The sequence below is a fragment of the Streptomyces justiciae genome (assembly GCF_015163075.1).
In the GTDB taxonomy this organism is placed as follows: domain Bacteria; phylum Actinomycetota; class Actinomycetes; order Streptomycetales; family Streptomycetaceae; genus Streptomyces; species Streptomyces justiciae.
The window spans coordinates 1-14,484 of record NZ_JADDXU010000032.1; the positions used below are offsets into that span (position 1 = coordinate 1).

Consider the following 14,484-nt stretch of genomic DNA (forward strand, 5'->3'; position numbering starts at 1 on the left):
CGTACCGTTAATTCGGTACGGGGGTTTTCTGCGTTGTACTACCGTGGCCGGCATGAACTACAAGGTACGGCCCATACAAGCCGACGAGTGGCCCGAGGCGAAGGCGATCCGGCTTGCCTCGCTTCAAGATCCCGTCGCGCATCTCGCTTTTCTGGAGACCTATGAGGCGGCCTTGGGGCATCCGGACTCCTTCTGGCAGGAGCGGGCCGCGGGTGGTGCCGAGGGCGCTGAGGGTGCCCAGCAGATCATCGCCGAGGGCCCTGATGGGCAGTGGGTCGGGACGCTGACCGTACTGATGGAGGAGGCCGGGTCCACCGACTGGGCCGGGTTCCCCGTCGAGCGGCGGCAGGGGCATGTCGTCGGGGTGTTCGTGCAGCCTGACCATCGGGGGATCGGACTCACCGAAGTGCTCTTTGACGCCGGCCTGGAGTGGGCGTGGTCGCGGGGTGCCGAGCGGGTCCGGCTCATCGTGCACGAGGACAACGCGCGGGCCCAGCGGTTCTATCGGAAGGTGGGGTTCGAGCCGACCGGGGTCACCGTGCCGTTGGCGCAGGCGTCCACGGAGACCGAGTTGGAGTTCGCGCTCGAGCGTGAGTGAGGTGTCAGACCGGGAGCTCGTCGTGCGGCCAGCGGGCCCTTGCCTGTTCCCTTGACCGGAGCAGGGCCAGGGTCGGTAGGCCCCGGTCCGCTCCGGTGGCCAGCAGCTCCGGGAGCTGGGGAAGCGGAGCCACGGCGGCGACGTCGTCGAGGACGAGCGTCAGTGGTGGGTCGAGGCGACCGGAGGATGACCGTTCGGCCATGCGCCGGCCACGCTCGACCACGCTGGAGACGAGGGCCGTCAGGAGTGGCATCGCGCCCGGATTGGTCCTGGGGTCCTCGATGGACTCCCCCACTACGTAAAGCGTGCCCCCTTCGTCGACGAAGGAATCCAAGGCGAGCGCATCAGTTCGGTTTGGAGTGCAGGCCTCGCGGATGTTGACCGTGAAGAGCGCGGAGAGGGCTCGGCCGGTCAACTCCTGGGCGATGTCCCGGCGTTCCGGGTGGGCGGTGAGGGTGGCTTCCAGTTCACCTGCCGCGCCGGGGGCCGCCTTCGGGTTCGTACGGAGGATGCGTACCGCGTCCTGGATCTGGGTGCCCTGGGACCAGCGGTGGACGTGGCGGATGGTGCGGCCGTCTATGGCGGCGGCGTGCAGATAGCTCCGCAGGAGCGTTTCCGCGGTGTCGCTGACCGCCTGGTCGAGGCGGGCGGTCGGGCGGACCGGGGTGAGGAGCGCGGCGGCCCTCGCCTTCGCCGTCTGCTTGTCCTCGCAGCCTGCCGTAGGAGACCAGTGCAGCCGTGCCGGGGTGTCGCAGAGGTGGGTGGGGTCGTAGAGGTGGACCGGGCCCAGTTTGGCGCGGGCGTCCTTCGTGTCCGACCAGATGGCGGGGTTGGACGTGACCACCAGGGTGGGGCCCTCCGCGTCTCGGACCGCCTGGGTCGCCGTGGTCTGGCGGGTCTCCCGCGGAGCGACCAGCACCTTCTCCACCCGCTGGGGGACCGTCGTCGCGGAGACGGGCACCGGTTCCGCCCTCGGTGTGGGCACCTCGTGGTGCGTGACCCTCTCGACAACGGGCTCGGGAGTCGCCGGCTGCTCCACGGGCACGGTCCGCGGCGCCACCTGAGGTGCCGCCTTCCGCGCCCGTCGTACCGCCCTCCAACGGGCCACCGTCCCCAGCACGAACACGGTGAGCACGACCAGGACCATCAGCTGGCCGATGAACAGGCCCCAGAAGAGGCCGTAGCCGGAGAGCTGGGCCGCCGGGGTCTCCGGCCAGGCGCCCGGCATGTCGTGGGGCTGGCCGATGAGTTGGCGCATGGCCAGGGGAGTGCGGGTGAAGGTGACGCCGTCGGGCCAGGCGCCGTGGGCGAACCAGCCGGCCAGGCCGGTGGCCGACCAGACCATCAGCGTCATGCCGATGAGGAAGGCGAGTATGCCGACCAGCAGCCCGTCCGGGATGCCGCCCTGGCCCTCCTGCTGCCGGCGGTCGTCAGGTCGCACCACAGCCCGCCTCCCTGCCTACGCCACCGTCGACTCGGAGCCGCCCATGTGCTGCTGCTCCATGTGCGCTTCCACGAAGGCCGCCGCTCGCTCCTCCGCCTCCAGCTCGGCCGCGCGCAGGGCGTCGTCCGTCAGGTCGCGGTCGGCGGAGGACTCGGTCATCGCGCGGTCCGTGAAGACGAGCGGGCGTTCCGTCTCGGTGATCAGGTGTTTGACCACCTGGACGTTGCCGTTGACGTCCCAGACGGCGATGCCGGGCGTGAGGGAGGGGATGATCTCCACCGCCCAGCGTGGGAGGCCCAGCACCCGTCCCGTCGACCTCGCCTCGTCCGCCTTCTGGGCGTAGATCGTCCTGGTCGACGCCATCTTCAGGATCGCCGCGGCCTCCTTCGCCGCCGCTCCGTCGACGACGTCGGACAGGTGGTGGACCACCGCCACGAACGACAGACCCAGCCGTCGGCCGAACTTCAGCAGGCGCTGGAAGAGCTGGGCCACGAAGGGGCTGTTGATGATGTGCCAGGCCTCCTCGACCAGGAAGATGCGCTTCTTCCGGTCCGGGCGGATCCAGGTGTGCTCCAGCCACACGCCGACGATGGCCATGAGGATGGGCATGGCGATGGAGTTGCGGTCGATGTGGGACAGGTCGAAGACGATCAGCGGGGCGTCCAGGTCGATGCCGACCGTCGTCGGGCCGTCGAACATGCCGCGCAGGTCACCGTCGACGAGCCGGTCCAGGACCAGGGCGACGTCCAGGCCCCACGCCCGTACATCGTCTATGTCGACGTTCATCGCCTCGGCGGACTCCGGCTCGGGATGCCGTAGCTGCTCGACGATGTCCGTGAGGACCGGCTGGCGTTCGACGATCGTCTCGTTGACGTAGGCGTGCGCGACCTTGAGGGCGAAGCCCGAGCGCTCGTCCAGGCCGTGGCCCATCGCGACCTCGATGATGGTGCGGAGCAGCGCGAGCTGGCCCGTCGTCGTGATCGCGGGGTCGAGGGGGTTGAGGCGGATTCCCATGTCCAGGGCGGCCATCGGGTCCAGGCGGATGGGAGTTATCCCCAACTCCTGTGCGATGAGGTTCCATTCACCGACGCCGTCCTCGCCCTGGGCGTCCAGGACGACGACCTGCCGGTCCCGGAAGCGCAACTGCCGTAGGACGTACGTCTTCTCCAGCGCCGACTTGCCGTTGCCGGACTCGCCGAGGACCAGCCAGTGCGGGGCCGGGAGTTGCTGGCCGTACAGCTGGAAGGGGTCGTAGATGTAGCCCTTGCCGGAGTAGACCTCGCGGCCGATGATGACGCCCGAGTCGCCCAACCCCGGTGCCGCCGTGGGCAGATAGACCGCCTGGGCCTGGCCCGTGGAGGTGCGGACGGGCAGGCGGGTCGTCTCGACCTTCCCGAAGAGGAAGGACGTGAAGGCGTCGGTCAGGACGGAGAGCGGGTCCCGCATCAGCGCATCAGCCTCTACCTTCGGATTCCGGTGGCGAACGGGAGGGTGTTCACGAAGGCGCGGTGGTGCTCGCGGTCGCACCACTCCAGCTTCAGGTACGACTTTCCGGCCGAGGCCCGGATGGTCCGCTTGTCGCGGGCCAGGGACTCGGGGGAGCGGGAGGAGACGGTGATGTAGCCGACCAGGTTGACGCCGGCCGCGCCGCTCGCAAGGTCCTCGCCGCGCTGGTCGAGGCGGTTGTGGGCGGCGATGTCGCGGGGGTCGACGGTCCGGTTCATCTTCGCGGCGCGGGACGCCTCCGCCTCGTCGTTCGTCTTCTCCGTCAGCATGCGCTCGATGGCGACCTCGGTGGGTTCGAGGTCCATCGTCACGGCGACCGTGCGGATGACGTCCGGGGTGTGGACGAGGAGGGGCGCGAGGAAGTTGACGCCGACGGGGGTCATCGGCCACTCCTTCACCCAGGCGGTGGCGTGGCACCAGGGCGCGCGGGTGGAGGACTCGCGGGTCTTCGCCTGGAGGAACGTCGGTTCCATGGCGTCGAGTTCGGCCGGCCAGGCGTTGCGCTTGGTCATCGCCTGGATGTGGTCGATGGGGTGGTCCGGGTCGTACATGGAGTGGATGAGGGAGGCGAGACGGCCCTGGCCCAGCGGCTGTCGTACGCGGATGTCCGCCTCCTGCAACCGCGAGCAGATGTCCGTCAGTTCACGCGCCATGACCACCGCCAGGCCCGCGTCACGGTCCAGCTTGCGGCCCGACTGGGGGCGCGCAGCGCGGGCCATCGCGTGGGCCTCGGCGGAGAGTTCGCGGGTGTAGTGCATGCAGGCGACGAGGTACGCGCGGTGCTGCTCGCTGCTGGTGGAGACCATGGACTGGAGCTGGTCGTACGACTGTTGCAGCCATCCCGGTGCCTTCTCGTCGCCACGTACGGCCACGTCCTTGGCGTGGGCGTCCGGGTCGGCGGGAAGGGTGCGGGCGAGCATTTGCAGCCGGGTGACGAATCCGTCGCCGTTGGCCACGTGCTTGAGGAGCGTGCCGAAGCGGTCGACCAGCGCCTCCTGGTCCTCGGAGTCGCGCAGGCCGACGCCGGGGCCCTCGATCTCGATCGCGGCCGTCACCGTGCGGCGGTCCGCGTGCAGGAGTACGGCGATCTCGTCGGGGCCGAAGGGGGCGGCGAGCCAGGTGATGCGGCCGATGCCGGGGGGCGGGCCGATCTCGACCTCGCGGCCGTCGACGCGGGTGCCGGCCTCCATGACGCCGGAGCGGTAGACGGTGCCCTGCTTGAGGGTGCGCTTGTAACTGCGGTTGATCTCGAACCACTTGTAGAACGTGCGGTGCTTGTACGGCACGTAGACCGCCGCCAGTGCGAGCAGCGGGAAGCCCATCAGCAGCACGATGCGCAGGGACAGCACCGGGACGAGGAGCCCGCACATCATGCCGAGGAACGCGCCGCCGATGATGAGCGCGATCTCGCCGGTCTCACGATTTCTGCCGACGATCGCGTTCGGCCGGGCGCGGCCGATCAGATATGTACGGCGGGGCGTGACCGGATGGGACACGTGGGACTCGGTCGTCAACGCCCTTCACCTCCCGTGCGGTTGTTACTGCTGTTGCGGGTGTTGCTGGCATGGGGTGTGTTCACCGGGCTGCTCGAGCGGGGCGAGGGGGCGGCGGAGGGGACAGATCCGCCGCCACCGCCGCCGCCGTTCGAGCCGCGCGTGCTGTGGGCGGCGACGCCGCCGGAGGCCGGGTTGGAGGGGCGGGCGCCGCCTCCGGAGGCTTGTCCGCCGCCGTTGTTGTCGGCCCGGGTGCTGTGGGTCTTGATGCCCTGCGCAACGAGGGTGGCGGGGCTGCTGATGACGGCGGCCGCCTTGCCTTCCGCGCCCTGCATGATGCGGTTGTTGCGGGAGCCGGCGATCTCGTCGCCGAAGCCGGGGACGAAGCGGTAGATCATCGCCGACGCGAAGATGGCGAGCAGGATGATGGCGAGGCCGGAGACGACCGCGGAGAAGGCGTCGGGGCCGTCGTCGGTGGACAGTGCGCCGGCGAGACCGAGGACGATGACGATCACCGGCTTCACCAGGATGACGGCGATCATGATGCCCGCCCAGCGGCGGACGTGGCCCCACAGGTTCTTGTCGACGAGGCCGGCGTAGACGACGGTGCCGAGCAGTGCGCCCACGTAGAGCAGGGCGGCCCTGATGACGAGCTCCAGCCAGAGGATTCCGGCGGCGAGGATGCTGACCAGTGACACGACGATCAGCATGATCGGGCCGCCGCCGATGTCCTCGCCCTTGTTGAGGGCGCCGGAGAAGGTGCCGAAGAAGGTGTCCGTCTGGTCGCCGGTCGTCTTCGCGAGGACCTCTGTGATGCCGTCGGTCGCCGATACGACGGTGTAGAGGATCAGCGGGGTGAAGGCCGAGGCCAGGACGGTGAGCCAGAGGAACCCGATCGCCTCGCTGATGGCGGTGCTCAGGGGGACGCCGCGTACGGCACGCTTGGCGACGGCCAGCAGCCAGAGGAGCAGGGTCAGCACGGTCGACGCCGCGAAGACGACCGCGTACTGCTGGAGGAACTTGGGGTTCGTGAAGTCGACGTTCGCGGTGTCCTTCACGGCCTCGCTGAGCTTGTCGACGGTCCAGGAGGCGGCGTCGGCACAGCCCTTGGCGAGGGAGGAAAGGGGGTCGAGGGAGGAGGTGGGGTCGAGGGTGGTGGAGCCGCCGGAGCCGGTGCCGTTGCCTTGTTCGCAGTAGTCCTTGGCGGGGCCGACGATGAGGTCGCAGTTGCTGCTCGATGCCGACGGGGACGGTGAAGGCGTGGGAGTGGGGGTAGGAGTGGGCGCTGCGGCGGCGCGGGTGGCCAGCAGCACGGCTGCCGTTTGTACGGTGGTGAGGGCGGCGGCGACCTTGAGCGCGCGGCGTGGGCTACCGGGCATAAGAGAACCCTCCGTACTCCTCGACGGCCTTGGACATCTCGTCGGCGCTGGAGGCCTTGTTGTCCCCGGGGACTGGGGCGGGGCCGTCCTTCTGGGAGAAGCTGTCGACCTTCCAGTCACCCTCTGCCCAGCGCAGTTGGAGGGTGAGGGTGAACCAGTCACTGGTGACAGGGTTGGTCGAGTCGCCACCGGCGGTACCGAAGAGGCCGGTGCACCAGACCTCGGTGGTGGCGGCGTTGGCCGAGTAGCTCGTGACCGTGGTGCCGATCGGCACGGTCCGTGAGACGTAGGTCTGGCCGGTGGCTGCGTTGCCGTTCTCGTCCAGGCCGAGGTTGCTCAGGAAGTCCTTGGAGTACGCCTTGTCGAACTTGGCGGAGAGCTCGGCCTGTTTGTCGGTGACGAACACCTGCTGGACGATCTCGGCTCGCCGGGCGGGCTTGAGGATGTCGGCCGAAACCAGCTCCACCGCATAATTCGCCGCCGCACTCTGCGCCCCCTGCGAGTCATGGGCGAACCCCGACCCCACCGGCGTCTTCCCCGTCGCCGCCGTAGGTGAAGTCACCGGCTTGTTGCCGCCGCCCGTTTCCGAAGAGGTATCGTCCCCGCCGCGGTTCGCGAAGGCGATCGCGGCGATGAGGACCACCACCACGCCGACCACCGTGACGAGGCTTCGGGATGATGAGCGGCCGCCTCTCCGGGCGCCGCCGTACACGTCGCCGCCGCCGTCCGGCAGGCGCGTGCGGGTCTGACCCGTGCCTCCGTAACCGCCGGAGCCCTCGCGTTCGTCCCCGAGACTCATGCCGCGTACGCCCCCTCGACGTCGTGCGGAAACTCGTAGGCATACGACGGTAGCCGTGCTGGTTCCCGCGCGGGCGCGGTGTGGTGACTGGACATCAGGGAAACGCAACCTCAGCCGGTGGGCACGACGGGCGGGTGGGTGGTGGGGGACAGCCGGGCGTGCCCGGAGGGACTGGAGGGATGGCCTGGATGACCCGCTAGACCGCCATGCCGTACACGATGGTGAACAGCGTGCCGAGTGAACCGATGATGAAGACTCCGGTGAGGCCGGCGATGATGAGGCCCTTGCCCTGTTCGGCGCTGAAGGTGTCGCGGAGCGCGGTCGCGCCGATGCGCTGCTTCGCGGCGCCCCAGATGGCGATGCCGAGGCAGAGCAGGATGGCCACCGCCATCACGACCTCGATCATCACCTTCGCCTCGTTGCCCAGGCTGCCGAAGGGGCCCCAGTCCGGAGCGATCCCGCCGATGATGGTGTTGATGTCTCCCTTGTCGGCCGCAAAGAGCATGTAAGTCACCGCCCCTGGTGGGTAGTTCCGCTTCCCCTGCGGGTGCGCAGAGGTCAGGCCTCATTGTCGCCGACAAATCCGCCGTCGTATGTCGACTTGGCGTCATTGATTGGCGAGTTTCGTACGAATGCTTGTCTGGTACTCGTCCGGTCACTCTGTGTATCACGGCAGGTCACGCCGGGCAATGAGGCCTGAGCGGAACCTTCGTGTGGTTCCGTCGTTGACCCCTTCTTGCATCCATGTTCTGTGGGTGAAGGCTAACCCCGTATGCCGCGTTGCGGGTGACGGAGGGTCAGGCAGCAAGGCGTCGAGGTCATGGGCTGTCGCTTACTGTTCCCACCATGGCGCTGAGTGACATAACCCGCTCCGAGGTGGCCAAGGCAATCGAGGAGTGCGACCGGTTGGGGCGTGATCTCTTCCTCAAGAGCTACGGCTTCCGGCGTGCCCGCAGCTATCTGCTGTCGTACGAGGGCAGGCAGTACGACTCCAAGGCCATCGTCGGCGCCGCGCACGGCTTTCTGACGGGCCAGGAACCGCTGACGGCGAGCCACTTCTCCGGAGGGGCGCAGCATGCCGCGGGGCTCCTGAGAGGTCTCGGCTACACCGTCGAGCAGGAGATGGTGCGCGCCGATGCCACTCCCGGTGCCCTCGTCGACAGCATCACCAGGCTGAGGGCCAACCGTTCGTCCGGACGCCCCGCGCTGTATCAACCGATTACCCTGCTCTGGGCCATCGGACGGGCCCGGCGCGGCGAGCCCCGGCTGGTGTCCTGGCACGACACGGACGCGGCCGTCGGCTCTCTCCTGGAACGGTACGGAGCGCGCGGCGAGCGTTCGCGACCGGACTATCCCGTCGCAGCCCTGTATCGCGCCGGCCTCTGGGAGCTGCGAAACCATTCGGGTGTGGTGCCGACCGCCCACGGTGACGCCCGGCTGCGGAACTGGTTCACGGACAACCAACCGCTCGGCGGGCTCCCCGAGCCGGTGTACGACTTGGTACGGCGTTCCGGCGAGACCCGCCTCTCGGTGATCGAGGAGTTGTTGTCCACGTTCTTCGAGGGTCTCGACTACGGTCCGCTGCTTACCGAGGTCGGTCTGTACGACGATGAGGTGGCCGACGACGTCGACACCGACGAACCTGACGGCCGGCCCGAGCAGTGGCTCCTCGACGCGGCCCGCTACGAGCGTCTGTGCCGGAACGCCGAGCGGCAGGAGGCCAGGAACGGCGGCAGGAGGGTCACCCGCACGACGCACAACCCCCTGCGCTCGGCCTGGGCGCGACAGGCCGTCCTGGACCGTTGCGAGGGGCGGTGCGAGAACCCCGGCTGCACGGGGCAGCCCGAGGATCTGACCGAGGCGAGGAAGCCGATACTCGAAGTCGATCACGTGGTGGACCTCGCTCTCGGGGGCCGCGATCACCCCAGCCAGATGGTGGCTCTCTGCCCGAACTGCCACGCTGTCAAGACACGTGGACGCACACGCGAGACGCTCCGCGAGATCCTGCTCCGAGTCGCCGTGGAGCGTCACAACGCGGCGAGAGACGCGAGCAGGGAGCCATCATCGACGTCACCCTGACCGCCGCCGCCCCATGTGTCCGTCAGACCCATCGGAGGGAGTGCGCGATGGCGTCGCAGAGGTTGCCCATGAGGCTGTCCGTGCCACTGAGAGGGATGGAGAACGCGAGGTGGAGGTAACCGACTTCGCCGGGCATACGGACATGGAAATCCATGGCCGTTTCCGTGAGCGTACGCACTGCCTCCCCGGCGGGCAGTTCGACCACGTCCACCGTCGTGCTCGCATCGACTCGCCGGGCCAGGGCTCGGGCGAAGTCACCTGTCCGCGGGGCCAGCCCGCGTGGGGACGGCGCCATCGAGACCAGGAGTGAAGCCGGGACGGCGGCGCCATCCGGCGACTCGGTTTTCAGGAAAAACTCCAACGCGCCCTGCGCCACGCCGGATTCGGCGGCGTTCCGCAGGGCCGTCCAGATGCGTCGCGTGGTCTCCGCGGAGGCGCCGCTCCCCGTGGACTGCTTGTCGACGAACGTCTTCAGCTGGCGGCGCCAGCGCTCGTGGGTGAGGTCGACGCGGAACCAGTCGCGGGGGACGAGGAGCCGGTAGTCCGATGGCGGGGCCTCGGCCGTGGTCACGCCGTGGTCCCGGAGGTGACCAGCGGGGTGCCGTCCGACGTGAACAGGCGGATGCTGCTCACGACGTTCCCGAACATGGTGGAGAAGGTGTCCCAGCCGACCAGCGTCGGGGTACTCAGCTCCATCACCACGGTGCTGCCATTCGGCAGAGGGATGAATACGCGTATGAACCAGATTGGGAACACGATGCTCTCGCCGGTCTCGGTCAGGTCGCCGATGAGCTTGGACTCACGGGTGCCGATGCACGACACGGCCGCGCCACAGGGCAGTTCGAGCTCGGACACCTCGTTGGCGTCCGCCTGACGGAGGCTGGAGGCGATGGCGCTGACCTGGGCCGGGATGCCGTCAACGTCGGGGGCGTCGACGAGCGTTGCGAAGACCGTGGCGGTGCAGGGAGTGTCGTTCACGGCGATCACGCCGATGGCCGCATACTCGGCCCCGGCCGCGTGCAGTTCGTCGAAGCCCAGGGCGCAGATCACGGCGAACCTGGTCCTGTCGTCCTCGGTCGCTCCGGACAGGGCCTTGTCGGCGAGTTCCTCCAGCAGCCGGATCGCTTCGTCGTCGTCCTTTTCGTGGAGGGGGAGGTCGTAGAAGAGTTCGGGCATCACCCAGCGGACGTGGATGTCGTCTGCGTTGAGGGCCGGCGGTGCTGGGTGGGTGGGGATGAACTCCGACAGTTCGACCTGGGTTGTCACGCCGGCTCTTCCTTCTCGGGGATGGGATGTTCGGGGGCGTCAGGGAAGAACTTCCGGGAGGTCACGTACATCCCGTAGTACGGATACAGGCTCGGGATGTCGGCGCCGCCCCGGCGGGCGATGCCGACGATCTTGCGGTACAGGCGGACCCGGCACCGCATGTTCCGGATCGTCGGATCAAGCAGGTCTCGCCGCCGCGCCAGGTAGGTCGCCAGGATGGAGGCGCACACGATCAGTGCGTCCACGACGATGAAGCCGATCTGGAACGGGCGGGACTTCTGGGACGCGACCAGGTCCCAGAACGGCCAGGCGCCGAGCCCGAAGACGAAGAGCGGAATGGCCAGCAGGCAGCCGAGAACGCTGCCCTTCTCCGTGTCCTGGCGGCGCTGGAACAGCAACCACTGCACGGCCCGGTCATCCAGAAAGTCGAAGCGCACTGCGCGTCCGTACTGCGCCGCCGCCGCCTTGGCCGATGGAACCGAGGCGATGACGGACGAGGGGATGAGGTCGTGCACGCTCCCCTGGTCGTCGACGAACTGTCCGGGTTTCAGCGCGTGGTAGTCACCCATGGATGTGTCTTCCTATCGGGCGGGCGCCAGGGCGGCGTGGAACGAGGTCGACGACGGGGACGGCTGCGGCGTCGGTGAAGGAGTTCCCGATCCGGATGGGGCGCTCGGTGACGTGTCCGGTGCCGGTGTGGGGCGAGCATCGCCAGGCGGGGGAGAGACGTCGTGCACGGTGTCGTCGGCGCCGAACCGAGAACGCAGCCTGACGAGAGAGTGCACATACGCGTTGCCGAGCGCGGCACCCTTGAGCCACCGGGTCACCACCTCCGGGTTGAATCCCTCCGCGGGGAGCTTGATCTTGGTGATCCCCTTCTTCGAGAGAATCTTGGACGCGAGCCTGACCCCGTCGTTGATCCTCTTCACACCGAAGCCGTTCGTGAACCCGGCCCAGATGCCGCTTCTGGCGGCAAGAAATCGTGCCCCCTTGGCCGCCGCCGAAATCCCCTTGAGAGCTCCGAACGCGGGAAACAGCCCCAGTACATCGACACCGATCTTCAGCAGATCGAGCTTGCCACCACGGGCGAAGACGTCGTAGAGACGGCCGGTCAAGGCGACGGCGCTGGTCGCGGCGGCAAGCACCGCGATAGCCACCGCGGTGATGGGGCCGAGGAAGATGGCGGCAGCCAGAGCCGCCACGGCCAGCACTGTTCCCAGGGTGGAGATCCAGTCGGCGTGGTCCGCGAGCCAGTCCATGAGCCCGCCGGGATCATGGACCCCGTCATGGTGGATCACGTTCTTGATCCGCCTGGCGGCGCGGCGTGCGGCCTCGTCGCGGATGGACTTCGCCCGCATGATCTTCTTCTCGGCTTCGAGCATGAGCTGCGCGGCATCGTCGTGCTTCTTCTGCTGCTTGCTGTGCGTCACCGCGTCGTCGCCGGTCAGGACCTTGCCGTTGAGCGGTTCCAGCACCTTGTTGGCGGCCTTGCAGTCGACCTCGGCGTCCCGGTACTCCTGCAGACCCCTGTCCGCCAGGCGTTGTGCCCGGTGTAGCTCGCTGGCGTACTCGTCGCTCTCCCCGTCGATGACTTTGGTGCCGAGTGCGATGGATGCCTCGTCGTAGCGGTCGTACGCCTTCTTCAACCGGCCCGCGGTGTCGCCCGCCGTCTCGTGGAAGGCCCGGCCGGCTTCGCTGTCCCAGCCGTCGACCGAGGACAGTGCCTTGATGTTGCGGGCCTGTTTGTCGATCTCGTCGGCCATGGCGCGCAGCTTCTTGCCGAGCTTGGCCACTTCGTCGGGGTCGCCGGGTACGGGATCGGAGTCGTACAGCGGCGACCAGTCCTTCGGGCGGGCTGTCACTTCTTCCCCTTCTTCCCGCTCTTCTTGGCGTCCCGGAGGGCGTTGGCGAGTTCGTGGTCGAGACCGTCGTAGGACTCGGCCGCGTTCTGCGTGAACTTGGCCAGGTTCTCGATGTCCTTCATCAGCTTCTTCCGGTTCTTCTCCCACGTGTCGGAGAAGTCGTCGAAGACGTCGCGGAGCGTGCTGCTGCCCAGCTCGTCGCCGTAGCCCTCAGCGGGATTGCCGTGCTCGTCGAACTCCTTGTGGAGACGGAAAAGTGCGTCCGAGCAGTCCTTGATCATGTCAAGGTCCGCTTGCATCCTGTCAGCCACGCCGAATCCCCCCATGAAGGTCCCGAACTGCTCGTTGCTGCCTACCGGTTGACGGCTTGGATCTCCTGTACGACGACGTCCTGGTCGGCGCCGAACGTACCGTTCGGGAGATCGCCGCCCTGGCCGGTAGTGCTCGTCCAGCTGATCTTCCAGGTGATGGTCGCCTGGAGCTTGTACGAGCCGTTGCCGGAGGAGCGCAGGTACTTCACGCCGCACGGCGGGGTTTCGCCGGCCTTGCCCTTGGCGTACGGTTCGCCGATCTTTCCGTTGTTGATCGCGCATTCGCCGGAGGCCGGGTAAGTGACAGCGTCGCCCGTGCCCGGCTCGATCTTCAGTGAGATCGGCTCGGCGGTGGTTGTCGCGCTGAGATCGAGTACTGGGACGGAAGCCGTGACCGAGACCGGCTTGAAGTCCGAGGTATCCAGCCAGGCCCAGGTCGGCAGGTTCACCTTCGTGGTGTTCTCCGGGGCGAGGTCGACCTTGGTGGAAGGGACGCGGATCTCGCCGTAGGCGAGCTGGGCGAGGGTCTCGGCGGTGATGGCCTGCGGACGGTTGGCCGGCGGTGCGTCACCCTTGTCGACCCAGAACGGCATTTCGTCGCAGTCGTTGGCGCCCGGGTCCGCCTCCCGGCCCTCGGTGACGTACGCGTCCCACCAGTAACCGTCGTCTGCCTTGTCCTTGTTGAAGTCCTTGTAGGGGTCGCCGTTGACGAAGTAGTTCTGCGTCATCAGCGCCCACTCGTGACTCGGCGCGCTGCTCTCCCACACCTGCTTCATCTGCGCCTCAAGTTCCTTGGGCGTGTACTTCGGTGCGTAGTAGCAGGCCGGGGGAGTCCAGGAGGCGGTGGTCGATGTGACGGCGCCGGTCGACTTGCCGCTGCCGTTCTTCGAGCGGTCGTAGACGATTCCGGCGGAGACCGTGGAGGTCAGCCTGCCGTCGTTGGCTCCGCCCGAGGCATTTTCGTCAGTCTTGGAGCCGTTGGTGCTGCCATCGTGGCCATAGCCTGCGAACGCTTGTGGTGAGCACAGCACGAGGGCCACAGCCGCGGCGAGGGCAACCACCGCCGGCCTGCCGTGCTTCAGGACTGGCATGCGGCACTCCCGCGCTGCGACGTCAGAGTCTCGGTGATCCAGACACCCTGCTTGTTGACCCGAAGTCGGCTGTTGTAGAGGACGTAGTTGTCCTTCGAGGCCGGGGTCACGTCGGTCTTGCCGGTCTTGAGGCTCTTGTTGTACGCCTTGTTCTGATCTTCGCAGTAGACGAAGCCCGCGGTGCCGTCACTGTTGATCTTGACATTGGCGCTGTAGTAGCGCTTGGCCCCGGTGATGCGATCCTTGTAGTCCACGAATTCCTGGATGAACTTCTTGCTTCCCGCTGCCGCCTCACCGTCGGAGTAGTAGCGGTATGCCTTGTTGAGCGGGTCCTGTTCGGCGATGGCCATGTCGACGGCCTTGATGAACTGCTCGCTGTCGGCCAGGACTGCGTCCTTGTCCTCGTCGCCCGTCGTGGGCCACTCAAAGGTGTACGTCAGATCCGACGGCAGCTCGATTTTCGGCCGGTCAGACGCGGTTGATGCCGAAGCGGTGGGGGATGCTGATGCGTCACCCGCGGTGTCAGCGCCCGCGATCTTGTCGCTGCCCTTGGCGCTGTCGTCGTCGCCCCCGCAGGCGGACAGCGACAGGGCCGCGACAGCGGTCAGCGCGGCGGCTGCGAGCAGCTTGGGGCGGCGGTTCACGGATGGCTCCCG

15 protein-coding genes are annotated in these 14,484 nt (G+C 67.9%); 2 read left to right on the plus strand and 13 right to left on the minus strand.

The features are described from left to right. Positions 1–52 precede the first annotated feature (52 nt). The gene (locus IQ210_RS45215; protein WP_194085080.1) at positions 53–598 is read left to right on the plus strand and encodes a GNAT family N-acetyltransferase; all 546 of its coding nucleotides are present in this window, start codon (positions 53–55) and stop codon (positions 596–598) included. A 4-nt stretch (positions 599–602) separates the two neighbouring features. Here the strand turns inward: IQ210_RS45215 and IQ210_RS45220 are convergent, their stop codons facing one another. The 6 genes from IQ210_RS45220 to IQ210_RS45245 form a co-directional block, all read right to left on the minus strand. Further along, entirely contained in the window at positions 603–2,039 is a 1,437-nt protein-coding gene (locus IQ210_RS45220; protein ID WP_194085081.1) for a TraM recognition domain-containing protein, read from the minus strand. A gap of 18 nt (positions 2,040–2,057) precedes the next feature. Beyond that, the gene (locus IQ210_RS45225) at positions 2,058–3,488 is read right to left on the minus strand and encodes an ATP-binding protein (protein WP_194085082.1); all 1,431 of its coding nucleotides are present in this window, start codon (positions 3,486–3,488) and stop codon (positions 2,058–2,060) included. Positions 3,489–3,502: 14 nt separating this feature from the next. Next, positions 3,503–5,062: an SCO6880 family protein gene (locus IQ210_RS45230; RefSeq protein ID WP_194085083.1), complete on the minus strand. Its 1,560-nt coding sequence runs from the start codon at positions 5,060–5,062 to the stop codon at positions 3,503–3,505. Further along, entirely contained in the window at positions 5,059–6,420 is a 1,362-nt protein-coding gene (locus tag IQ210_RS45235; protein ID WP_194085084.1) for a hypothetical protein, read from the minus strand. Before IQ210_RS45235 ends, IQ210_RS45230 begins: the two co-directional genes overlap by 4 nt. Beyond that, the gene (locus IQ210_RS45240; RefSeq protein WP_194085085.1) at positions 6,410–7,219 is read right to left on the minus strand and encodes a hypothetical protein; all 810 of its coding nucleotides are present in this window, start codon (positions 7,217–7,219) and stop codon (positions 6,410–6,412) included. The genes IQ210_RS45235 and IQ210_RS45240 overlap by 11 nt, the downstream gene beginning before the upstream one ends. A gap of 196 nt (positions 7,220–7,415) precedes the next feature. Further along, entirely contained in the window at positions 7,416–7,724 is a 309-nt protein-coding gene (locus IQ210_RS45245) for a hypothetical protein (RefSeq protein ID WP_003991275.1), read from the minus strand. Positions 7,725–8,065: 341 nt separating this feature from the next. Between IQ210_RS45245 and IQ210_RS45250 the strand changes: the two genes are divergently transcribed. Beyond that, a complete protein-coding gene (locus tag IQ210_RS45250; RefSeq protein WP_194085086.1) occupies positions 8,066–9,298 on the plus strand; it encodes an HNH endonuclease signature motif containing protein in 1,233 nt (410 codons plus the stop codon). 22 nt (positions 9,299–9,320) lie between these two features. Here IQ210_RS45250 and IQ210_RS45255 read toward each other — a convergent pair whose 3' ends face one another. From IQ210_RS45255 to IQ210_RS45285, 7 genes are read right to left on the minus strand one after another with little or no spacing between them, the layout of a single operon-like run. Beyond that, positions 9,321–9,869: a hypothetical protein gene (locus IQ210_RS45255; protein WP_194085087.1), complete on the minus strand. Its 549-nt coding sequence runs from the start codon at positions 9,867–9,869 to the stop codon at positions 9,321–9,323. Next, complete coding sequence (locus tag IQ210_RS45260) at positions 9,866–10,564, minus strand: hypothetical protein (protein WP_194085088.1); 699 nt, start codon at positions 10,562–10,564, stop codon at positions 9,866–9,868. The genes IQ210_RS45255 and IQ210_RS45260 overlap by 4 nt, the downstream gene beginning before the upstream one ends. After that, positions 10,561–11,133 carry a hypothetical protein gene (locus IQ210_RS45265; RefSeq protein ID WP_194085089.1) on the minus strand — a complete coding sequence of 191 codons (573 nt, stop codon included), beginning with the start codon at positions 11,131–11,133 and terminating at the stop codon, positions 10,561–10,563. The genes IQ210_RS45260 and IQ210_RS45265 overlap by 4 nt, the downstream gene beginning before the upstream one ends. Before the next feature lie 12 nt (positions 11,134–11,145). Next, entirely contained in the window at positions 11,146–12,426 is a 1,281-nt protein-coding gene (locus tag IQ210_RS45270; RefSeq protein WP_194085090.1) for a putative T7SS-secreted protein, read from the minus strand. Continuing rightward, positions 12,423–12,737: a hypothetical protein gene (locus IQ210_RS45275; protein ID WP_256780055.1), complete on the minus strand. Its 315-nt coding sequence runs from the start codon at positions 12,735–12,737 to the stop codon at positions 12,423–12,425. Before IQ210_RS45275 ends, IQ210_RS45270 begins: the two co-directional genes overlap by 4 nt. Positions 12,738–12,778: 41 nt before the next feature. Further along, entirely contained in the window at positions 12,779–13,828 is a 1,050-nt protein-coding gene (locus IQ210_RS45280; RefSeq protein WP_194085092.1) for a hypothetical protein, read from the minus strand. Next, on the minus strand, positions 13,816–14,472 hold the full coding sequence (locus IQ210_RS45285; protein WP_194085093.1) for a hypothetical protein: 657 nt from the start codon (positions 14,470–14,472) through the stop codon (positions 13,816–13,818). Before IQ210_RS45285 ends, IQ210_RS45280 begins: the two co-directional genes overlap by 13 nt. Positions 14,473–14,484 lie beyond the last annotated feature (12 nt).

Coding starts and splice junctions, on each gene's coding strand:
- IQ210_RS45215 (WP_194085080.1), top strand. CDS start 53: ATGAACTACAAGGTACGGCCCATACAAGCCGACGAGTGGCCCGAGGCG.
- IQ210_RS45245 (WP_003991275.1), bottom strand. CDS start 7,724: ATGCTCTTTGCGGCCGACAAGGGAGACATCAACACCATCATCGGCGGG.
- IQ210_RS45250 (WP_194085086.1), top strand. CDS start 8,066: ATGGCGCTGAGTGACATAACCCGCTCCGAGGTGGCCAAGGCAATCGAG.
- IQ210_RS45280 (WP_194085092.1), bottom strand. CDS start 13,828: ATGCCAGTCCTGAAGCACGGCAGGCCGGCGGTGGTTGCCCTCGCCGCG.
- IQ210_RS45240 (WP_194085085.1), bottom strand. CDS start 7,219: ATGAGTCTCGGGGACGAACGCGAGGGCTCCGGCGGTTACGGAGGCACG.
- IQ210_RS45225 (WP_194085082.1), bottom strand. CDS start 3,488: ATGCGGGACCCGCTCTCCGTCCTGACCGACGCCTTCACGTCCTTCCTC.
- IQ210_RS45235 (WP_194085084.1), bottom strand. CDS start 6,420: ATGCCCGGTAGCCCACGCCGCGCGCTCAAGGTCGCCGCCGCCCTCACC.
- IQ210_RS45265 (WP_194085089.1), bottom strand. CDS start 11,133: ATGGGTGACTACCACGCGCTGAAACCCGGACAGTTCGTCGACGACCAG.